The organism is Candidatus Accumulibacter phosphatis, from assembly GCF_000024165.1.
Lineage (GTDB): Bacteria > Pseudomonadota > Gammaproteobacteria > Burkholderiales > Rhodocyclaceae > Accumulibacter > Accumulibacter phosphatis.
Genome location: NC_013194.1, coordinates 1,341,187 through 1,362,427, shown reverse-complemented (window position 1 = coordinate 1,362,427; position 21,241 = coordinate 1,341,187). Strand labels below are relative to the sequence as shown.

The window sequence follows — 21,241 nt, the reverse complement described above, 5'->3', positions numbered from 1 at the left end:
CCGGCTCACGATTCGACGAAGCGGCCCTTGAGGGCGAACAGCCCCTGCGGACGCTTCTGGATGAAGATGATGATGAACACCAGCACGACGATCTTGGCGACCACGGCCCCGGTCCAGCCTTCGAGGAACTTGGTGAAGACGCCGAGTCCGAGAGCCGCCCAGACCGCGCCGGCGAGTTGCCCGACGCCGCCGAGAACGACGACCATGAAGGAATCGACGATATAGCCCTGGCCCATGTCCGGCCCGACGTTGGCGATCTGTGACAGCGCCACGCCGCCGAGGCCGGCGATGCCGGCGCCGAGGCCAAACGCCAGCGTGTCGATGCGGCCGGTCGGCACGCCGACACAGCCGGCCATCGGCCGGTTCTGTGTGACGGCCCGCACGAACATCCCCAGCCGCGACAGGTTGAGGATCGCCCACATGGCGACCAGCACGGCAATGGAAAAGGCGACGATGATGATCCGGTTCCACGGCAGCATGAGATTCGGCAGCAGTTCGATGCCGCCGGCCATCCAGGCCGGGTTGGCAACCTCGACGTTCTGCGCGCCGAACACGGTGCGCGCGACCTGCATCAGGAACAGCGAGATGCCCCAGGTAGCCAGCAGGGTCTCCAGCGGACGGCCGTAAAGGTGACGGATGATCAGGCGCTCCATCAGTACGCCCACCAGCGCCGCGGCGAGAAAGCCGACGGGGATCGCCGCCAGCAGATACCAGTCGAGCGCCCCGGGCAAATAGGCGCGGAACACACTCTGCATCGCCCATGCCGAGTAGGCGCCGACCATCAGCAACTCGCCGTGGGCCATGTTGATCACCCCCATCACGCCGTAGGTGATCGCCAGTCCGAGCGCCGCGAGCAGCAGGATCGAGCCGAGCGACAGGCCGGTAAACGCCCGTCCGAGACTGTCGGCCCAGGCCAGCCGCTGCTCGATCGAACGGAGCGAGGTGCCGGCCGCGGCGCGCACGGCGCTGTCGGGCTCCACCCAGCTATCGCCGCGTTTCTCGTTGAGTGGCAGGAGAAGCTGGCGGACCTTCGGATCGCTGCTCTCGCCGAGCGTCTTGACTGCCGCGAGGCGGACTTCGGCGTCGGTCGAACCCAGACTGGCTTGCGCATGCGCGAGTTGCAGGCGCGTTCGAATCTCGGGATCCTTTTCCGCGGCGAGCGCGCGGTCGAGCAACGGCAGCATCTTCGCATCGGCGCTCAGGGTCACTTCCTGTGCCGCCTGCCAGCGCACCGCGCGCTCCGTCGAGAAAAGCCGCAGTGCAGCCAGCGCGGCCGAGAGTTCTCGGCGCACACGGTTGTTGATCCCGATCACCTCGCGCGCTGCCGGCGCCGGCGAGATCTCGGTGTTATTGGCCGCGTCGAGAACCCGCTCGCCGGCAACGATGACGACGCGCTCCCCCGCCACCGCCAGCGAATCGTCGGCCAGCGCCTTGAGCACCGGCAGCGCCTCGGCAGGTGCCGCCTGGGCCAGAGCCGTGATCGCGGCGATCTTGGTGTCGGAATCTTCGGAGGCCAGCGGCTTGAGCAGCGCCGGGTCGATGGCCGCCTGCGCAAGCGAAACGCTCAACAGCCAACCACACAGCAGAAATCGAGACTTGCCCATGCTCTCTCCACGATCGGGTGCCGGCGGCTGACCGCCGGCACCCGCAGAACAACGCTTACTTGCCTTCCGGCGTGTCTTTCTTCTTGTCGTTACCCGGGATGTACGGGCTCCACGGTGCTGCCTTGACCGGACCAGGCGTCTTCCAGACGACATTGAACTGCCCGTCGGCCTTGATCTCGCCGATGAACACCGGCTTGTGCAGATGGTGGTTTTTCTCGTCCATCTTGATCGTGAAACCGGACGGCGCCTTGAAGGTCTGCCCGGCCATCGCCGCGATCACCTTGTCGACGTCGGTGGACTTGGCTTTCTCGACCGCCTGCTTCCACATGTAGACGCCGATATAGGTCGCTTCCATCGGGTCGTTGGTGACCGCCTTGTCGGCATTCGGCAGCTTCTGCTTGACGGCCCACGAGCGGTACAGCTTGGTGAACTTGTCGTTCTCGGCGTTCTTCAACGACATGAAGTAGTTCCACGAGGCCAGGTGCCCGACCAGCGGCTTGGTATCGACGCCACGCAGTTCCTCTTCGCCGACCGAGAAAGCAACGACCGGCACGTCGGTCGCCTTGATGCCGGCGTTACCCAATTCCTTGTAGAACGGAACGTTCGAATCGCCGTTGATCGTCGAGATCACCGCCGTCTTCTTGCCTTCGCTCGAGAACTTCTTGATCTTGGCGATGATCGTCTGGTAGTCGCTATGCCCGAAGGGGGTGTACTCCTCCATGATGTCGGCGTCGGCGACGCCCTTGGACTTCAGGAAAGCGCGCAGGATCTTGTTGGTCGTGCGCGGATAGACGTAATCGGTGCCGAGCAGAACGAAACGTTTGGCCTCACCACCATCCTTGCTCATCAGGTACTCGACCGCCGGGATCGCCTGCTGGTTTGGCGCTGCGCCGGTGTAGAAGACGTTGTACTCGAGTTCCTCACCTTCGTACTGCACCGGGTAGAAGAGCAGGCCGTTGAGTTCCTTGTAGACCGGCAGGACCGACTTGCGCGACACCGAGGTCCAGCAGCCGAAAGTCACCGCAACCTTGTCCTTGCTCAGGAGCTGGCGTGCCTTCTCGGCGAACAGCGGCCAGTTGGAGGCCGGGTCGACGACCACCGGCTCGAGCTTCTTGCCGAGGACGCCGCCCTTGCTGTTGATCTCGTCGATTGCCATCAGGACGGTCTCCTTGAGAGCCGTCTCGGAAATCGCCATGGTGCCGGAAAGCGAATGCAGAACACCGACCTTGATCGTCTCGGCGGCCAGGGCGCTCAGCGAGTTGAGGCCGAAGGCAGCCGTGACGGCAACCGCCGACAGGGTCTTCATGAAATTGCGACGTACCATCTGTTGTCTCCTCGAAGGTTAAGAAGCGGGAAGAAGTCTTCCTCCGAGGAGCATTAAGCAAGCGGCGTGCCAACACTAAAGATGTTCGGAAGGCGCGCCGGCAGGCGGCGCTTGGCCGCGGCACGCACTATTCAGGGAGCATCGCGCCTTTTCTCCGCACCAAAGCGGGGCAACGGCCGGCGTCGTGCACCAGGATCACGCATCTGGCGCTTTCCGTCCGCTTGCCGACAAGCCCATCGGTGGTAGCCATGGGGGAAGAAGGGGTAGGCGCCAATCATGGGGGTAGTCGGTCTGCCGCCGATTCAGGGCCATGCCGCCCCACAGGCAGCGGCGGAGTGGGTCAGATGCGGCTCAGCAGCTCCGTCTTCTTGGCCGAGAACTCCTCGTCACTGAGGATGCCCTTGGCGCGCAGATCGGCGAGCCTTTCCAGCGTCGCGAACACGTCCTGCTCGCCGCGACCCGCCGCCGGCGCCGATTCCAGCGCTACGCTGTTCGCCCAATCATTGGCTGCCGGCCTCGCCGGCGACCTCACGGGAAGCTGTCCGGTGGACGAGACCACCGGCAGGCTTGCTACGTCGATCAAGCCATGTTGGCTCGAGAAGCTCAGCGTGCCGCCGACCGACTGCTGGATAGTTCATTGCACAGCCCGTCGATACGCCCCTTCAGTGAGTTGTCGAACATGTCCGATACCATGATCATGCCGCCGCGCGTCCACTGACCGGAGCCGGAGAATTCGGAATGCGAGAACTGCGCCATGCTTGCTCCACTGGTACACTGGCCGCCCACTTGAACGCAGGATGTGATGATGGAAGGGATCCTTGCCAGGCAGGAGCGCGTCGACGCTCGCGTCCCGCCGGCAGTCCATGAAACGCTGTACCGTGCCGCCGAACCCTCCACCGATCTGCTCGCGCCGCCTGCACGGACCCGTGTCGCCGCCCTGCCGGGAGACCCGGCATGGGCCACCAGCACGGAAGGCTGGCGCCGCCCGTTGGCGGTGACACCGGCGCTCGTCGTTAACCTGGTGGTCGCGCCTTGCCATGTCGGCGCGACCGCGCTTGACGAACGTGCCGAAAACCACATGCTCACTTGCCCACAGGCCCTCGCTCTCGACGATATGCCCGTTCCCGCCGCGCAAGGACTGGCCGAGGAACGAAGCCATGATCTCGACGACCGCAAACGCTTGCGCAGGCCGCCAGGAGAGTGAGTACGGATGCCCGAACCGCTGTGCCCGCGCTGCCTCCCTACTACGAAGCACCATCCGGTCTGCGCCCTCTGGCCTGGGCGGTCGCTGCCTCGCTGGTCGTGCACGCCGTCGTGCTGTTCGCTCCACAAAAGGAGCCGCCTCCCCTGCTGAGCGCCAGCTCGCGCTTCGAAGCCAGCCTGTCGGCCCGCCCGCAGGCCGAGGCCCCACCCGCACCCGCGCGCCCGCCGGAAAAGGCGGCGCCGACGCCGAAGGCTCCCACCCGGCCGACCGTTGCCCCGCCAGCCAGGCAGCCGCCCCGCGCGCGCGTATTGACCGCGCCGAAGTCCGCCGCGCCGGCCGTCGCCGAGACTCCACGCTGGTCAGCGGCTGAGAAGCAGGAGATGAACCGTTTCCTCGACGAACTCGCCGCCGAGGCCAAGGCCGCGCCCAAGCCTTCGCTGGCCCAACGTTCGCTGGCCATGGCCAGGGACATCAGTCGTCAGCAAGCACGCCAGGACGAAGAGGGTAGCGCCCTGCTCGAGCGGCGACCGAACACGCCGCCGCCCGAGCCCTTCAGTCTCGATCTCTATGTGGACGGAGTCGTCAAGCGCCTCAACCGCAGCGCCGCCTTCGTCCGCAACGACCCACGCAGCCGGGGCCTGAAGACGGCGTCGGTGCAGTTCCGGATCAATCCCGACGGCAGCCTGAAATCCTTCAAGGTCATCAATGCGGGTGACCAGGAAGAGGAGATCGCTTTCATCAGGTCGGTCGTCGAGCGCGCCATCCCCTTTGCACGCTTCCCGCCGGACATCGACCGCGCCGCCCGCTCGCTGGGCGTGACCATCTGCATTCAACCGGGTGTCGGCGGCGGTTTCGGCTTTTCGCGACTGGCCGACGGCCGGCCGTGCTGATCGGCGACACGACTTCCCTGGGCGATAGGCTCGCTACATACCGCCGGGCCGGGTGGCGGCCGCGACCACCGCCAGGGCGACCCACCGGGCCCCCTCAGCCGCCGGCATCCAGCCGGTACACGGCCTCCTGCATGCGCCGCAAGGCTTCATCGAGGACCGCACTACCGGCAGCGAAATTGAGTCGCACAAACCCGGGTGCGCCGAAATCGGCGCCGTCCGAAAGGCCGACGCCCTGCTGCTCGAACCACTGTGCGGCGTTGCCGACTTTGCCAACGAGCCGCCGCGTGTCGATCCACGTCAGGTAGGTCGCCGCCGGATGGCTGTGCGGCAGGTGCATGGCGTCGAGCGCTGCCGAAACCTGGTCGCGATTCCGGCGCAGCCTGGCGAGCAGCGCCTGACGCCAGGGCTCGCCAGCGCGCAGCGCGGCCTGCAGTGCCGTATAGCCAAAACAACAGGCCTCCGGCACCAGGCGCTGCTTGGCGGCGCGGAAGCGCTTGCGCAGTCCGGCATCCGGAATGATCGCCCAGGCGATTCCCAAGCCGGCGAGGTTGAAGACTTTTCCCGGCCCGTGCAAGGTGATGCTGCGCGCCAGATGCGTCGACGAACGCGCGGCAAGCACGCGGGCAAACGGCACGTGGGGCGTCGTGCCGTCGAGAATCAGGTCGCAATGGACTTCGTCCGAACAGACATACAGATCGTGGCACACACAGAAGTCCGCCAGCGCATCAAGTTCGTCACGGGAGAACAAGCTGCCGACCGGGTTGTGCGGGTGACAAAGCAGCAGCAGGCGCGTATCCGGCAGGAGGGCCGCATCGAGACGAGCGAAATCGATGTGGTAGCGTAGATCACCGGCTCGCCAGGCGGCTTCATCGAGCGCCAGGGGAACTTCCAGCGTGCGCCTCCCCTGCGTCGGCGCCGCGCTCAGGAACGGCGGGTAGACGGGGGAAAAGGTCAGCGCCGACTCGCCGTCGCCGCAGCAGGCCTTGACTGCGAGATTGATCCCGAGCACCAGACCCGACAGCCAGACGATCCACCCGGGCTCGATCTGCCAGCCATAGTGCTCGGCGTGGTAGGCAACCAGGTCGCCGGCCAGTTCGCGCGGCGCCGACATGTAGCCATAATTGCCATGCCGCACGTGCGCCGCGACGGCGCGCTGGATCGCCGGCGCAACCGGGTAATCCATGTCGGCGATCCACAGCGGAATGACGTCCCGCCCGCGATATTTTTCCCACTTGGTCGCCGACCACTCGAGGCGGTCCGCAGGCGAGTCGAAGCTCGCCGAAAAGTCCCTTGTCATGGCTGTCGATTCACGCGGGCCTGAGGCAGTGCAGACACTTTTCCAACTTGACGGACACCCACTGCGCCGTGTGGCCGCAGGCCGACTGGAGAGCGCAGCAACCCACCGAACGGGCAGCCGGTGCCCCGCCCCCCGGACTGGCGCCTACTTGCACAGACCGAGCAGCCGTTCCTGCTGCGAGCACGCCTTTGCCGGCGGCGATCCCGTCTGCACTCGCCCCTTGGCCTCGCCGCCGATGCAGGAACGCAGTTCAGCAGTGGTGGCGGCGTAGTAGTTCCAGCCACGCCCAAGGTCCGGCAGGGCAAGCTCGACCTCGCGCCATTTCGGGTGCCCCTTATCGAGCAGCGTCGGGAAGTTCTGGCACAGCGAACGGGCGAAGCGTCGCAGGTAAGCCTCGGTGTTCTTCACCTGGAAGTCGTAGGTGACGAGGAACGCCTTGACGGCCAGCCCGGGCAGGTCGGCCGTCAGCAGGTTGGGATAATTGCTGGCCCGCACACTCGCCTGGAAGTAGGTCCTGAGCACCGACTTGCTGGACGGATGGTTGGCATCGAACTTGAGCAGCTTGATGCGCTGACGCGCCTCGGGCTTCATATCGACGAGAAGTTTGGCAGGCTGGCCGGCAACCACGGCGACCACGTCGATGGTCTTGTCAGTCACCAGTTTGACCAGCGCCTCCTCGTTCGACAGGTAGCTGGCGCTGGCGTCGGGTATCGCTTCGCCGAACATCAGGCGGTAGAGCGTCGCCGAGGTCAGCGCCGTGCCGCTCCCCAACTCGCCAGCGTTGATCTTCGCATTCCTGATCTCGTGTACGTAGTTGCGCTCCGAGTCAGCCCGGACGATGAAGTAGATCTCTTCGTTGTACAGCGGCATGATCACGCGCAATGGCCGGATCAGCGCGCCCGCCTCGCTGTTCCCGCCGCTGGCCATGTCGAGAAAGGACTGATAGACATCCGACTGCACCAGAGCGAACTTGACGCCCGGCTCGTAACGCAGACGTCGAACGTTATCCACCGATCCCGCCGACGACAGCACCTCGAGAGCGATGTCCGCCGGCGGCGCCACGAACTGGGCGAGATCGCGCCCGATCTTGATATAGGTACCCCGTTCCGAAGCGGTCACGATCTTGTATTCCGCCGCCGCCAGAACGGCGATCGCATGGCCCATCATTGCCGCCAGCAGCAGCGAGTACAGGACTATCTTTCTCATGCTATTGCTTCCCCTGTTTCAAGTTCGCCGCGCACAGACCGAGGGCATCGACGGCTTCCGGACATCCCGTCACCGTCGGCGCCGCCTCCGCCGGCTTCGCCGCCGCATCGGTTCCATTCCTTGCGCGCATGGGCTTGGCCGCGCCGGCGGCCGGCGGCGCCAGCGCCAAGGCCTTGTCGGGAACGCCAATTCTGCTCGCTACTGGCGGTGTCACGGCCGATGGCGGTGCGCGGTCGAGCCTGGCCGCCACGTTCGTCGAGGCAGCATCTGCCTTCAGCGGAGGTTCGGTCGCGCTCGCCGGCAATGCTTGTTCAGCCTGCTTCTCGGCAACCGGAAGCGGTGCCGAACGCTCATGGGCGTAATAGAGCGAAGCGGCAATCGCCACCAGCAATAGCGCAGCCACGGCAGCCCGCCAGCCGCGTCCGGAGTCGGCGCCCGGCGCGTACGGAGTAGCCGACGTCAGCGTTGCGTCAGCCGGCAACAACTGGGGAAGCTGGGGACGCGCGTGCGTCTGCTCGTCATTCGCCGGCGTTGCTTCCGGAACATCGAGTTCCGCCACCGGTTCGCCGACATCGTGATCAGCGCGTGGCACTCCCCGGCGCAACTCAGCGAGCGCCAGCGCCACCGATTCGGGCACCGCCGGCCGCCCACTGGCGACGCCGCCGGCGTCAAGGGGTGGATCTGCGAGCGGCTGGTCGAGCGCCGCCAGTGCCGAGTCGATCTCATCGGCGAGAGACTCGGCCGACAACTCGCTCTCCGCCGGCAGCGGGAACTCGCCACCGCACTTGTAGCAGGTCGCCGCCGTCCGCTTGTCGATTGCCCCGCAGCGTTCGCACGGCTGCAGGTGCAAGGGCGAACCGCAGCCATTGCAGAAGCCGGCACCCTCGGGATTAGGGTGCTTGCAGAACAGGCACAGGAGGAAGCGCATGGATGACATGATCAGCAGGTGCGTTGGTGCCATGGGCACAGGTCCGGCGAAACCACCGAGCATCCTGCTCGGCATTCCGTGATCGCGAACATCTGTGCAGCCCGCCATGGACCCACCAGTTCCGTCGTCACGCGTCGCCAACCGCCCGGTAAGTCAACGGTACGGCATCAGTATAGGTGGCCGGGTCAACGCCAGTCAATGCGGAGCGCCGGGCGGTCGCCACAGCGACTCCCGGTGTGCCAGCCCGGCCAGCCTGCGCAGCGCCGCACGGTGGTGCATTGCCGGTGTATTCCTGCATTGACAGCCGCTTCCCCGCGCCCTTAACCTACCGTGAAAACCATGGCGCAGCGACGCCATCGATCTCCTGGCCGGCCCATCCGGGCGCCCCTTTTCCGTCGGCAGAGCCGCATGCGCGTGTTATTGGTCGAAGACGATCCGATGATCGGCAAGAGCGTTCAGCAGGGCCTGCGCCAGGACGGCCATACAGCCGACTGGCTGCGTGACGGCCAGCAAGCGGAGCTGGCTCTGGCCACGACGCCCTACGACATCCTGCTGCTCGACCTCGGCCTGCCCGGCCGATCCGGCCTCGACGTCCTCACCCGCCTGCGGCGATCGGCCAACAGCATTCCGGTCCTCGTGATCACCGCCCGCGATGCGATCGCCGACCGCATCCGGGGACTCGATGCCGGCGCCGACGACTACCTCGTCAAGCCATTCGACCTCGACGAACTGTCCGCACGCATGCGGGCGGTACAGCGGCGGCATGCCGGGCGCGCCGAACCGGTGATCGAGAATGGACCCCTGCGGATGAATCCGGCCACGCACGAACTGACACTGGACGGCACGCCGGTAACGCTCTCGGCGCGTGAGTTCGCGCTGCTGCAGGCACTGCTCGAACAGCCCGGCGTACCGCTCTCGCGGGCCAGGCTCGAAGAGAAACTCTACGGCTGGGGCGACGAAATCGAAAGCAACGCGGTCGAGGTCTACATTCATTCGCTGCGGCGAAAGCTCGGTGCCGAGCAGATCAAGAATATCCGCGGTGTCGGCTACCTGGTGCCGCGCCTGCCATGAGATCGATCCGACGCCAGTTGCTGTTCGCCCTGCTCGCGGCGATCACGCTGACCACGCTGCTCGGCGCGCTGGCCACCTACCGGACGGCGCGCGCGGAGGCCAACGCGATGTTCGACTACCAACTGCGCCAACTGGCCTTGTCGTTTCGCGACCAGGCCTTGCAGAATGCGCACATCCGCGACCTGGCGAGCAACGACGACGCGCAGGACTTCTCGATCCAGATCTGGCGACCGGACGGCACCCGCATCTACCTCTCGCACCCCGGCAAGGAACTACCGCACCACGCGCCACTCGGCTTCGCGACGATCGACACCGGCAAGGGCAAGTGGCGCGCGTTCGGCTTGCAGCAGGGTGGCCAGACCATCCAGGTCGCGCAACCGCTGCAGGCGCGCGACGAGTTGGCGCTGGCCGCCGCCTTGCGTACCGTCGCACCCTTCCTGCCGATGCTGCCGATGCTCGGGGTATTGATCTGGGTGGTCGTCGGCCGGGGCTTGCGGCCGCTCGACGCGGTGGCGCGCGCGATGACCACGCGCACGCCCGTGGCGCTCGATCCACTGCCGGAAAACCGGGTACCCACCGAGGTGGTGCCGCTGGTGCGCTCACTGAATGACTTGCTCGCCCGCCTCAAGCGCGCGCTCGACGCGCAGCGCGAGTTCATCGCCGACGCCGCCCACGAATTGCGGACGCCCCTGGCGGCCCTCAGCCTGCAGTTGCAACTGGCCGAACGCGCGACCGATGCCGCAGCGCGCGGCGACGCCTTCGGCGAACTGGAACGTGGACTCGAACGTGCTACCCACTGCGTGCAGCAGCTCCTCACCCTGGCCCGCCAGGAGCCCGGTGGCGGTGACCGGCCGCTGACGCCGGTGAACCTTGACGACCTCGTGGCCAAGGTCGTCGCCGACCAGTTGCCTCTCGCCGAAGCCAGGCAAATCGACCTCGGCGTAACACCCGCGGCGCGCGCGCTCACCGTCAGCGGCGACGCGGAGGCGCTGCACATCCTCGTCAGCAACCTCGTCGGCAACGCGATTCGCTATACCCCACCCGGCGGCAAGGTCGACGTGGCGGTCGGCGACGACGCTCTCGGCACCTTCGTCGAGGTCAACGATTCCGGCCCCGGAATTCCCCCCGAGGAGCGAGAACGCGTCTTCGACCGCTTCTATCGGCGCGCCCAGACCGACGAACCGGGCAGCGGTCTCGGACTCGCGATTGTCAGAACGATCGCCGAACGGCATCGGGCCAGCGTCCTGCTCGATGCGGCGGACCTCGGTGGCCTGCGGGCGCGGGTTCGCTTCGGCGGGTCGACGGCATCCTGACCGGTGCTCGCCGGCAATCACGTGGACTCGCCGGCGCCTTAAGTCAGATTTAAGTCATGCCCTCCTATCGTTGCGCCATGGGAAGCCGAGCGCTTCCGGTGTGCAACGAAACAGGAGACCAACATGCAAGGAAGCACCTTCAAACGCAGTCTGCTCGCCGTGACCCTGATTGCCGCGCTGGGCGCCGGCTACGCCAAGCTTGGCGGGCACGCCATCAGCCCCGCCGATGCGCTTCCGGCGGCCGCCGCAGCGGCCCCCGCACCGGCCCCCAGGTCCGCGTCGGCACTGCCGGACTTCACGTCGATCGTCGAGCGCAGCGGTCCGGCCATCGTCAACATCAGCTCCACCGGCCCGTCGAAAACGGCGGCGACGATCGACCCGAACGATCCAATGTTCGAGTTCTTCCGCCGCTTCGGCCTGCCCTCGCCGCACGGCGGGGCGCCGGCGCGCGGCATGGGGTCGGGCTTCATCGTCAGCGCGGAAGGGCTGATCCTGACCAACGCGCACGTCGTCGACGGTGCCGACGAGGTCACCGTCAAGCTCACCGACAAGCGCGAATTCAAGGCCAAGGTGGTCGGCCTCGACAAGCTCACCGACGTTGCCGTCCTGCGCATCAACGCCGGCAATCTGCCGGTCGTTCGCCTCGGCGATCCATCGCGGACACGCGTGGGCGAATGGGTCGTTGCCATCGGTTCGCCGTTCGGCTTCGAGAACAGCGTCACGGCCGGCATCGTCTCGGCGAAATCGCGCTCGCTGGCCAGCGACAGCTACGTGCCCTTCATCCAGACCGATGTGGCGGTCAATCCGGGCAATTCCGGCGGCCCGCTGCTCAACCTGGACGGCGAGGTGATCGGCATCAACTCGCAAATCTACAGCCGCAGCGGCGGTTATCAGGGGGTCTCGTTCGCCATTCCGATCAACGTCGCGCTCAACGTCCAGGAGCAGTTGCTGCAGCATGGCAAGGTCCGCCACGGCCGCCTCGGCGTAGCGATTCAGGAGGTCTCGCAGTCGTTGGCCGAATCGTTCGGACTGAAGAGTTCGGCGGGCGCCCTGGTGAGTTCGGTCGAGAAAGGCAGTCCGGCTGCCGCCGCCGGCCTCGAGGCGGGCGACATCATCCTCAAGCTCAACGACACCGAGATCGGCCGCTCGTCCGACCTGCCGCCGCTGGTCAGCGCGATCAAGCCCGGAACGCAGATCAAGCTGCAAATCTGGCGCAAGGGGGCCACGCGCGAGCTGGCACTCTCGGTCGGCGAGATCCCGACCGCCAAGGTCGCCGCGGAGCGCAGTGGCGACGCCGACAAGTCCCGCCTCGGTCTGGCGCTGCGCTCGCTGACGCCGCAGGAGCGCCGCGAGGTCGAAAGTCCAGACGGGCTACTGGTCGAAAGCGTCAGCGGTCCTGCCGCGCGGGCCGGCATCCGCCCCGGCGACGTCATCGTCTCCGTGAACGGCCAGCCGGTCCGCGACGTGCCGCAGCTACGCGCGCTGCTCGACAAGGCGGGCAAGAAAGTAGCCCTGCTGATCGAGCGCGAAAACGCCAAGATCTTCGTACCGGTGGAACTCGGCTGATGTTCGCCCGGGGAAGGTGTTTGGGATCGACGCCTGAATCACGAGGACCGAAAGGCCGATCGGCGCGCTGCCGGACAGCGACGCTGACCTGCCGGCCACCGCAGTTTCCAAGCGTGGATGAGCCGCCCTGGCGGGCGCAGGTCGTAGGTTGGGGTGAGGAACGAACCCCAACATGGCAGGCGTGGAATGGCGTTGGGGTTCCTTCGTCACCCCAACCTACGGAGTGCCTCGCGGCAAGTGGTCTGTTGTCGCCACTGTCCGGGCCGACGCCGGCGAGTGCGCAGGCCTTCTCGCCGAACGTCGGGCGGGCGACCGGAGAACTGGCTGCCCTCGCTGCCGGTTGCGGAACCGATCCTCGCCATCGTCGCAGCACGGCGCCGAGCCGACAGGCGATCCGCCGCGCGCGCCGAGCGTGCCCAATGCGCGCCAAACGCCAGTGAACGCGTCGATCGAGCGTAGAATTCCCGGCTAGCGACCCTGGGCCAACTGTCCCGATGAGTGAAAACACAATCAAGGTAACGATCGTCGATGACTCGGCGCTGGCTCGCCAGTTCATCGCCCAGGCGCTGTCGGCTGCACCGGGAATCGAGGTGCTCGCCACGGCGGCCGACCCGGTCATCGCCTTCGACCGGATGCGCAGGCAATGGCCGGACGTGCTGGTCGTCGATATCGAGATGCCGCGCCACGACGGCATGGCCTTCCTGCGCGAGGTAATGGCCGAACGGCCGACGGCCATCGTCATCTGCTCGGCGCTCGCCGCCCGGGGAACGCCGGCGAACCGCGAGGCGATGACGGCCGGCGCGCTCGCCGTCATCACCCGGCCAAGGATCGGCCTCAAGGCTTTCCTCGACACTGCCGGCGGCGAGATCGTGCGTGCCGTGCGCGCCGCCGCCCGTGCCCGCGTGGGCACGGGGCCACGCGTCGCCGCGGCGACCCCGCTCCTGCGGCCGAAAAACTCCGCCGACGTGATGCTCGCCGCCGGCCCGCCGCTGGCCATGCCCGGGAACGGCGAGCAGATCATCGCCATCGGCACGTCGACGGGTGGCACGCAGGCGCTGGAGGCGGTTCTCACGCGGCTGCCGGCAAGCTGTCTCGGCATCGTCATCGTCCAGCACATGCCCGAGCGCTTCACCGCGATGCTGGCGCAGCGCCTCAACGAGCTGTGCCGGATGGAAATCCGCGAGGCGCAGAACGGCGACCGCGTCATGCCCGGGCGAGCGCTGATCGCCCCCGGCGGCAAGCACATGCTGCTCAAGCGCAGCGGCACTCAATATCAGGTCGACGTCGCCGACGGCCCGCTGGTGAACCGCCACAAACCGTCGGTCGATGTCCTGTTCCGCTCGGTGGCCAGGTTCGCCGGCGCCAACGCACTCGGCATCATCATGACCGGCATGGGCGACGATGGCGCGCGCGGCCTCAAGGAGATGCACGACGCGGGCGCCCGCACGATCGCCCAGGACGAAGCCAGTTGCGTGGTTTTCGGCATGCCCAGGGAAGCCATCAAGCTGGGCGCGGTCGACCAGACGATGGCGCTCGACCAGATTCCCGGCGCCGTCACCGCCTACTGCCGGACCGGCAACCCGGTCGCGTGAGGTGACGCGGATGCGCCGAGACCTTCGCCAACGCTACGTGCCGGGGACGCACCGGCGCTTCCCGAGCGCCGCGCCAGCGCGTATGCTCCGGCGATGAGCATTCGGGGAGTCATCGCAGCGTCAGACCCGCATACGGCGGTGGCCGGGGCGCGAATGTTGCGGCGCGGCGGCAACGCCGTCGATGCGATCGTCGCCGCCAAGCTCGCGGCAACCGTCACCGAACTGCCCCTGACCTCACTCGCCGGCGGCGGTGCCTGCCTCTGGGGTGACGCCAGGGACGGCTACGAAGTTGTCGATTTCTTCGCGGCGATGCCGGGCCGCGGCCTCACGGCTTTCCCGGTCGTCGACTTCGCGCCGGTGGCCGTCGATTTCGGGCGGACGACGCAGACTTTCCACGTCGGCAAGGGAGCGGCGGCGGTACCGGGCGAACTGGTCGGTCTGCTCGAACTGCATCGGCGCGCCGGCCGCCTGTCGCTCGCCGAGGTCGTCGCACCGGCGGTCGCCTGGGCGCGTGACGGCTTCATGGTCAGCCCGCAGATCGCCAGGATTGCCGCCGTCATCACGCCGATCGTCAGCCGCTCGCCGGCCGTGGCGCGCCTCTTCTTTCCGGGCGAGCACATGCTGCAGGCAGGCGATCGCCTGGCCAACCCGGATCTGGGCGATTTCCTGCACGCGCTTGGCGCAGGCAATCCCGCCGTCCAGGTCGCCCAGTACTGGTCGTCCTTGGTCGACCACTTCGGCCCGGCGCACGGCGGCCTGATCACGGCAGCAGATGTCGCGGCCTACGCGCCGGTGATACGCGAACCGCTGCGCGTGGAGTTCGGTCGCCACACCGTGCTGACCAACCCGCCGCCTTCAGCGGGCGGCGGCCTGGTCGGCGCCGGACTGCGCATCGCTGCCGGCCTCGGTCTCGGCCAGGAGGCTTTCCGCACGCGCGCGCATCAGCTCGCCATCGCGGCGCTGCTGGCCACCGTATCCGACCTGCGCCAGTCGGGCTATGACGAAAGGCTGCGCAGCGACCCCGCGTCGATCCGCGACCTGGTGGCTGGCGACGGCATCCCGACCTGGGTGGCGCGGGCCCGCTCACGCCGGCACGAGAACCCGCTGGGTGCGACCACGCACATCTCGGTGATCGATGCGCAAGGCATGGCGGCGGCGATGACCACGAGCAACGGCGAGGGCTGCGGAGAGGCGCTGCCGGGACTGGGAATCCACGTGAACAACTTCCTCGGCGAGGACGACATCAACCCGGGCGGCTTCCACCAACTGGTGCCGGGAAGCTGGATGAGCACGATGATGTCGCCGACGATCGTCGTCGCCGGCGAGCGACCCTGCTTCGCGCTCGGCAGCGGCGGCTCGAACCGCATCCGCAGCGCCATCCTGCAGGCCTTGCTCAACCTGCTGGCGTACCAGCGGCCCCTCGACGACGCCGTCAACGCCGCTCGTCTGCATGTCGAAGGACCGCAACTCTGGTTCGAAGACTTCGGTGTCGACGCCGACGCCGTCGCCGCCCTGCGCGCCGCCTGGCCGGACGCGATGTGTTTCGACGCGCCGAGCCTGTTCTTCGGCGGCGTCAATTGTGCGGCGAGCCTCGACGGGCAGCTCGCCGGCGCCGGCGACCGTCGACGTGGTGGCGTGGTCGTGCTTGCCGAGGATTAGTCGCCGGCAACCGCCGCCGGTAGGGACGGCGTCAGCGGCCGAGCGTGCTCACCACTTGCGAGAAGGTCTGGGCGATTTCCTCGGTATGCGCTTCCAGCCCCATCTGGCGCTGGATCCGCGCCAGGGAGAAAACGCCGCAGAGAACGTGGTGGTCCTCCTCGTCGTGATCGACGACCAGGCAGAAGGGCGTCCCCAACTCCTTGAGCGTGGTGACGATGTTGCCCACCCGGGCATGCGCGACATCCCTCAGATGCAGTACTTCGGCCTCGTCGTGCTTGTCGATCATGACATTGCCGACGACCAGTTCGCCCGGCCGAACACCCATCCGGTGGGCAATGGCGAGTGGCTGATTGCCTCGCGTACCGGCCTCGGTGACGATGCCCAGCAACTGCTGCTGCTCGTCGGTCACCAGCAGATACTGCACCCGGCACAGCGTCATCGCCCGGTTCGCATCGTCGAGCGAGGCGCTGCGCGCGATGGTCACCGGGGTCTGGCGGCGATAATCGGTCATCACCTCGAGCGCCGGCGAATTGGCATCGACCGAGGCATGGCCGGCGGCTCGCGGAAGGTAACAGGGCACGCCCCTCTTGAGCTTGGTCCAGGGCAACGGCTTGTAACGATTCTCGGGCATTTGTCGATCCCTCCGGTCGGTGGCAATGCAGGAATTAATACACCGATGTCGTCCTGCTGACAAGCGCCGCGCAGCCAGGCCAGGCGACGCCAGAATTGCGTCACGCGAGTCTTGAAGGTAGTATCCATGCCGCGCGCCGCATGATTGTGCCAATCCTTTCATTTTGCCGCCCCGGCGCTCCACTCCGGACCGCACTCTACCTGGTCACGGCGGACAAGAACCGGCTCCGCCAGTTGGCTCGGGCCGACATATTAACTTCGCAACATCCTCTACCGTTCCCAGAATGATTTCCGGCCTACTCAAGAAGATTTTCGGCAGCCGCAATGACCGGCTGATCAAGCAGTACTCGCAGGTTGTCCGCAAGATCAACGCGCTGGAAGCTTCTGTCAGCGCACTCTCCGACGACGGCCTGCGCGACAAGACAGCCGAGTTCAAGGCTCGTGTCGCCAATGGGGAGTCGCTCGATGCCCTGCTGCCGGAGGCTTTCGCCGTCGTTCGCGAGGCCGGCAAGCGTAGCCTGGGCATGCGTCACTTCGACGTGCAGCTGATCGGCGGCATGGTGCTGCACGACGGAAAGATCGCCGAAATGCGGACCGGCGAGGGCAAGACGCTGGTCGCGACGCTGGCTTCGTACCTCAACGCGCTGTCCGGCAACGGCGTGCACGTGGTCACCGTCAACGACTACCTGGCCAACCGCGACGCCGAGTGGATGGGGCGTCTGCACCGCTTTCTCGGCCTGACCGTCGGCGTGAACCTGTCGCAGATGGCACATGAGGAAAAGCAGGCCGCCTACGCCGCCGACGTCACTTACGGAACCAACAACGAGTTCGGCTTCGATTACCTGCGCGACAACATGGTGTACGCCGCCAGCGAGCGGGTGCAGCGCAAGCTCAGCTTCGCGATCGTCGACGAGGTCGATTCGATCCTGATCGACGAAGCGCGCACGCCGCTGATCATCTCGGGCCAGGCCGAGGACCATACCGACCTCTACGTGCGCATGAACAAGGTCGCGCCGCTGCTCAAGCGCTGTGCGGAAGAAAACGGCCCCGGCGACTACTGGGTAGACGAGAAGGGCCATCAGATCCTGATGACCGAGGAAGGCCACGAGCATGCCGAGGAACTGCTCGCGAGCGCCGGCCTGCTACCCGACGGCGGCAGTCTGTACGATGCCAGCAACATCCTGATGATCCACCACCTGAACGCCGCCCTGCGCGCCCACAATCTCTTTCTGAGGGACCAGCAGTACGTGGTGCAGAACGGCGAAGTGATCATCGTCGACGAATTCACCGGTCGCCTGATGTCCGGCCGCCGCTGGTCCGACGGTCTGCATCAGGCCGTCGAAGCCAAGGAGGGAGTGCGGATTCAGAACGAGAACCAGACTCTGGCCTCGATCACCTTCCAGAACTACTTCCGTATGTACGACAAGCTGTCCGGGATGACCGGCACGGCCGACACCGAAGCCTACGAGTTCCAGCAGATCTATGGTCTCGAGACGGTGGTCATCCCGACCAACCAGCAAATGCGGCGGACCGACAACAACGATCAGGTCTTCCGTACCGCCAAGGAAAAGCACGAGGCGATCGTCGCCGACATCCGCGCCTGCCGCGAACGTGGCCAACCGGTGCTGGTCGGCACGACCTCGATCGAGAACTCGGAACTGCTGTCGGCGCTGCTCGACCACGAGAAGCTGCCGCACCAGGTGCTCAACGCCAAGCAGCACGCGCGCGAAGCAGAAATCGTCCGTGACGCCGGCAGTCCGGGCGTCATCACGATCGCCACCAACATGGCCGGCCGGGGTACCGACATCGTCCTCGGCGGCAGCATCGAGAAGAAGATCTCCCAGGTTCGCGACGACGAGACGCTGAGCGCCGCCGAGATCGATGCGCGCATGGCCGAAATCCGTGCCCAGTGGCAGAAGCTGCACGACCAGGTGGTGGCGGCGGGCGGCCTGCACATCATCGGTTCGGAGCGGCATGAGTCTCGCCGCATCGACAACCAGTTGCGCGGCCGTTCCGGTCGCCAGGGCGATCCGGGTTCCTCGCGCTTCTTCCTCGCGCTCGATGATTCCCTGCTGCGCATCTTTGCCGGTGACCGCCTCAAGGCCATCATGGAGCGCCTGAAGATGCCCGAGGGCGAGCCGATCGAGCATCCCCTGGTGTCACGTTCGCTCGAGTCGGCTCAGCGCAAGGTCGAGGCGCGCAACTTCGACATCCGCAAGCAACTCCTCGAGTACGACGACGTCGCCAACGACCAGCGCAAGGTCATCTACGCGCAACGCAACGAGTTGCTGGAGAGCGGCGACATCTCGGAAACGATCACCGCGATGCGCGAAGGCGTCCTGCACGACATGTTCCGGCTTCATGTTCCGGCGGAAACGGTCGAGGAACAATGGGACCTGCCAGGACTCGAGAACGCGCTTGCCGCCGAACTGCAGCAACACCTGCCGATCGTCGAATGGTCGACGAAGGAACCGAATCTTGGCGACCAGGAGATGCTCAGGCGCATCGTCGACGCGGTTGCCGCCGCCTACGCCGAGAAGATCGAACTTGTCGGCGCCGAGAACTTCCACGCGTTCGAGCGCAACGTCATGCTGCAGAGCCTGGACACGCACTGGCGCGAACACCTGGCGGCGCTCGATCACCTGCGGCAGGGAATCCATCTGCGCGGCTACGCCCAGAAGAACCCCAAGCAGGAGTACAAGCGCGAAGCCTTCGAACTGTTCCAGCGACTTCTCGACAGCGTGCGCGTCGACGTGACGCGCCTGCTGGTCACCGTTCAGGTGCGTGCACAGGACGTCGAGGAAAGTGCCCCGCACGCCGAGGTGCAGAACGTCCGCTACCATCACGCCGACTACGACGAGGCACTCGGCAGTACCGACGGCGACGCGGCTGCCGCAGCGAGTGCTCGCAAGCCGATGGCACCGGGCGCCAAGGTCGGCCGCAATGAGCCTTGTCCCTGCGGTTCAGGCAAGAAGTACAAGTTCTGCCACGGCAAGCTGTCGTAGGCGTCAGCCACGGGGAGAACAGCTTGCGGGCACCCCACCCCTCGGCGCCCCCGGCCTTCGCCCTGCTCCTGCCCCTGCCTTGCTCCTGGCTCGTTGCTCGTTCTCCGCTCGCGAGGTTGCCATGCCCGTGAATTATCGTACCCCTGCTCCCGAAGAACTGCTGCCGGTCGCCGGCGTTCGCCTCGGCGTTGCCGCGGCGGCGATCCGCAAGCTCGACCGGCACGACCTGACGCTGCTCGCACTCGACGCGGGCTCCCGGGTCGCCGGCGTGTTCACCGCCAATCGCTTCTGCGCCGCTCCGGTGCAGGTCTGCCGGCGGCATCTGGAAATCGGCAGCGACATGCGGGCGCTGGTGATCAATACCGGCATCGCCAATGCCGGCACCGGCGAGCAAGGCTGGCTGGCGGCGACGGAAACCTGCGCCGCGGTCGGCCGCCTGCTGGGAATCGATGACCGCCAGGTACTGCCTTTCTCGACCGGCGTGATCCTCGAACCTCTGCCGGTCGACCGCCTGATCGCAGGCCTGCCGTCCTGTGCCGCCAACCTCGCCGCCGACAACTGGCACGCCGCGGCGCATGCGATCATGACCACCGACACACTGGCCAAGGCCGCCTCACGGCGCATCGAGAACGCCGGCCGAAGCATCACCATCACCGGTATCAGCAAGGGAGCCGGCATGATCCGGCCGAACATGGCAACGATGCTCGCTTTCATCGCCACCGACGCCGGTATCGCCGCACCGCTGCTGCAGCAACTCCTGCAGGAAGCCGCTGCCGAGTCGTTCAACTGCATCACCGTAGACGGCGACACCTCGACCAACGATTCCTTCATCCTCATCGCCACCGGCGGCGCCGGCATTGAGTTTGCAGACGCCGGCGCGGCTGGCTACGAGGCGCTGCGTCAGGCCGTAATCGACGTCGCCGTCGAACTCGCGCAGGCGATCGTTCGCGACGGCGAAGGCGCCAGCAAGTTCATCACCGTCGCCGTCGAAGGCGGTCGCGATAGCGCGGAGTGCAAGCGCGTCGGCTATGCGATTGCGCACTCGCCGCTGGTCAAGACCGCCTTCTTTGCGTCCGACCCCAACCTCGGGCGAATTCTCGCCGCCATCGGCTACGCCGAGGTCGACGACCTCGACGTAGACCGCGTCAAGGTCTGGCTGGCCAGTGCCGGTAGCGAGATTCTGGTTGCCGAAAACGGCGGACGGGCGGCGTCGTACCGTGAAGAAGACGGCGCGCGCCGCATGCAGGAAGCCGAGATCGGCGTCCGCGTCGACCTCGGGCGTGGTCCCGCCCGCGCCGCGATCTACACCTGCGATCTCTCCTACGACTACGTCAGGATCAACGCCGATTACCGCAGCTAGACGCGTTGCAGGCGAATCCGTCTGAACCAACCACCGGCCAGCGCCGGCTGGTCGCTCGCCACGACCAGGCCAGGCACCTGCGCGAGCACCTCTTCGAAAACCACATCGAGCCGTGTCGCGACATGGCGGACCATCGGGTTGACCAGTCGCCGCACCGGCGCCCACTGCCCCGGTTGCAGGAACTTGTCGAAAATCAGCACGCTGCCGCCTGCAGCCAGGACTCGTGCGGTCTCTCGCAGGCAGGCCACCGGGTCCGGCAGAACGGCCAGGATCAGGTGCAGGACGGCGTGGTCGAAACTGCGGTCGGCAAACGGCAGGCGCTGCGAATCTCCCTGAATCCACTGGAAATCGAGGTCGCCGGCGCGCCGCCTGGCTCGCCGCAGCATCGCCGGCGTCAGATCGATGCCGGTGTAGTGGTGCTGTAACGGCAGCAGCGGCAGGTCGAGACCGGTGCCGACACCGCTGAGCAGCACGCGCGCCGGCGCCTGCGGCAGCTCGGCCAGGCTGTCGGCGCGCTGGCTGCGGCTGGCCGCCGCGAGCACCAGATCGTAGAACGGCGAGATCAGCGTGTAACTGTGCTTGAGGCTCAAGC

At 66.7% G+C, this 21,241-nt stretch carries 18 protein-coding genes; 9 read left to right on the top strand and 9 right to left on the bottom strand.

Annotated features, from left to right (window positions below; translation table 11 throughout):
• Window positions 1–5: 5 nt before the first annotated feature.
• The 4 genes from urtB to CAP2UW1_RS25975 all read right to left on the bottom strand — a co-directional run bounded on the left by urtB (window position 6) and on the right by CAP2UW1_RS25975 (window position 3,684).
• Complete coding sequence (urtB, locus tag CAP2UW1_RS05930) at window positions 6–1,604, bottom strand: urea ABC transporter permease subunit UrtB (protein ID WP_015765756.1); 1,599 nt, start codon at window positions 1,602–1,604, stop codon at window positions 6–8.
• A gap of 55 nt (window positions 1,605–1,659) precedes the next feature.
• Entirely contained in the window at window positions 1,660–2,928 is a 1,269-nt protein-coding gene (gene urtA / locus CAP2UW1_RS05925) for an urea ABC transporter substrate-binding protein (protein WP_015765755.1), read from the bottom strand.
• Window positions 2,929–3,268: 340 nt separating this feature from the next.
• On the bottom strand, window positions 3,269–3,511 hold the full coding sequence (locus tag CAP2UW1_RS25980) for an SHOCT domain-containing protein (protein WP_041567725.1): 243 nt from the start codon (window positions 3,509–3,511) through the stop codon (window positions 3,269–3,271).
• 20 nt (window positions 3,512–3,531) lie between these two features.
• The gene (locus CAP2UW1_RS25975; protein ID WP_291913937.1) at window positions 3,532–3,684 is read right to left on the bottom strand and encodes a hypothetical protein; all 153 of its coding nucleotides are present in this window, start codon (window positions 3,682–3,684) and stop codon (window positions 3,532–3,534) included.
• A 46-nt stretch (window positions 3,685–3,730) separates the two neighbouring features.
• Here CAP2UW1_RS25975 and CAP2UW1_RS05915 point away from each other — a divergent pair, with 46 nt between their 5' ends.
• Window positions 3,731–4,132 carry a hypothetical protein gene (locus tag CAP2UW1_RS05915; RefSeq protein ID WP_199931580.1) on the top strand — a complete coding sequence of 134 codons (402 nt, stop codon included), beginning with the start codon at window positions 3,731–3,733 and terminating at the stop codon, window positions 4,130–4,132.
• Between the two features lie 20 nt (window positions 4,133–4,152).
• Window positions 4,153–5,022: a hypothetical protein gene (locus tag CAP2UW1_RS05910; protein ID WP_291933807.1), complete on the top strand. Its 870-nt coding sequence runs from the start codon at window positions 4,153–4,155 to the stop codon at window positions 5,020–5,022.
• Window positions 5,023–5,116: 94 nt separating this feature from the next.
• On the opposite strand, the gene CAP2UW1_RS05905 is transcribed toward CAP2UW1_RS05910, so the two are convergent.
• The 3 genes from CAP2UW1_RS05905 to CAP2UW1_RS05895 all read right to left on the bottom strand — a co-directional run bounded on the left by CAP2UW1_RS05905 (window position 5,117) and on the right by CAP2UW1_RS05895 (window position 8,486).
• Entirely contained in the window at window positions 5,117–6,319 is a 1,203-nt protein-coding gene (locus CAP2UW1_RS05905; RefSeq protein WP_015765752.1) for a MalY/PatB family protein, read from the bottom strand.
• A gap of 144 nt (window positions 6,320–6,463) precedes the next feature.
• Window positions 6,464–7,525: a TAXI family TRAP transporter solute-binding subunit gene (locus tag CAP2UW1_RS05900; RefSeq protein ID WP_015765751.1), complete on the bottom strand. Its 1,062-nt coding sequence runs from the start codon at window positions 7,523–7,525 to the stop codon at window positions 6,464–6,466.
• Window position 7,526: 1 nt separating this feature from the next.
• Window positions 7,527–8,486 (bottom strand): double zinc ribbon domain-containing protein, encoded by a 960-nt coding sequence (locus CAP2UW1_RS05895; protein WP_015765750.1) that lies wholly within the window; start codon window positions 8,484–8,486, stop codon window positions 7,527–7,529.
• Between the two features lie 375 nt (window positions 8,487–8,861).
• On the opposite strand from CAP2UW1_RS05895, the gene CAP2UW1_RS05890 reads away from it, so the two are divergent.
• From CAP2UW1_RS05890 to CAP2UW1_RS05870, 5 genes are all read left to right on the top strand, one after another.
• Window positions 8,862–9,524: a response regulator gene (locus CAP2UW1_RS05890; RefSeq protein WP_015765749.1), complete on the top strand. Its 663-nt coding sequence runs from the start codon at window positions 8,862–8,864 to the stop codon at window positions 9,522–9,524.
• Window positions 9,521–10,837 (top strand): ATP-binding protein, encoded by a 1,317-nt coding sequence (locus CAP2UW1_RS05885; RefSeq protein ID WP_015765748.1) that lies wholly within the window; start codon window positions 9,521–9,523, stop codon window positions 10,835–10,837. Before CAP2UW1_RS05890 ends, CAP2UW1_RS05885 begins: the two co-directional genes overlap by 4 nt.
• Before the next feature lie 123 nt (window positions 10,838–10,960).
• Complete coding sequence (locus CAP2UW1_RS05880) at window positions 10,961–12,403, top strand: DegQ family serine endoprotease (RefSeq protein WP_015765747.1); 1,443 nt, start codon at window positions 10,961–10,963, stop codon at window positions 12,401–12,403.
• Between the two features lie 494 nt (window positions 12,404–12,897).
• Entirely contained in the window at window positions 12,898–13,995 is a 1,098-nt protein-coding gene (locus tag CAP2UW1_RS05875) for a protein-glutamate methylesterase/protein-glutamine glutaminase (RefSeq protein WP_015765746.1), read from the top strand.
• Window positions 13,996–14,088: 93 nt separating this feature from the next.
• Window positions 14,089–15,654 (top strand): gamma-glutamyltransferase, encoded by a 1,566-nt coding sequence (locus CAP2UW1_RS05870; RefSeq protein ID WP_015765745.1) that lies wholly within the window; start codon window positions 14,089–14,091, stop codon window positions 15,652–15,654.
• Window positions 15,655–15,685: 31 nt separating this feature from the next.
• Here CAP2UW1_RS05870 and CAP2UW1_RS05865 read toward each other — a convergent pair whose 3' ends face one another.
• Entirely contained in the window at window positions 15,686–16,285 is a 600-nt protein-coding gene (locus CAP2UW1_RS05865) for a CBS domain-containing protein (protein WP_015765744.1), read from the bottom strand.
• A gap of 283 nt (window positions 16,286–16,568) precedes the next feature.
• Between CAP2UW1_RS05865 and secA the strand changes: the two genes are divergently transcribed.
• Together secA and argJ are read left to right on the top strand one after the other, a co-directional pair.
• On the top strand, window positions 16,569–19,289 hold the full coding sequence (gene secA / locus CAP2UW1_RS05860) for a preprotein translocase subunit SecA (protein ID WP_015765743.1): 2,721 nt from the start codon (window positions 16,569–16,571) through the stop codon (window positions 19,287–19,289).
• Between the two features lie 121 nt (window positions 19,290–19,410).
• Window positions 19,411–20,649, top strand: coding sequence for a bifunctional glutamate N-acetyltransferase/amino-acid acetyltransferase ArgJ (gene argJ / locus CAP2UW1_RS05855; protein ID WP_015765742.1), 1,239 nt, complete (start codon window positions 19,411–19,413; stop codon window positions 20,647–20,649).
• On the opposite strand, the gene CAP2UW1_RS05850 is transcribed toward argJ, so the two are convergent.
• Window positions 20,646–21,239, bottom strand: coding sequence for a class I SAM-dependent methyltransferase (locus CAP2UW1_RS05850; RefSeq protein WP_015765741.1), 594 nt, complete (start codon window positions 21,237–21,239; stop codon window positions 20,646–20,648). The genes argJ and CAP2UW1_RS05850 overlap by 4 nt on opposite strands.
• Window positions 21,240–21,241 lie beyond the last annotated feature (2 nt).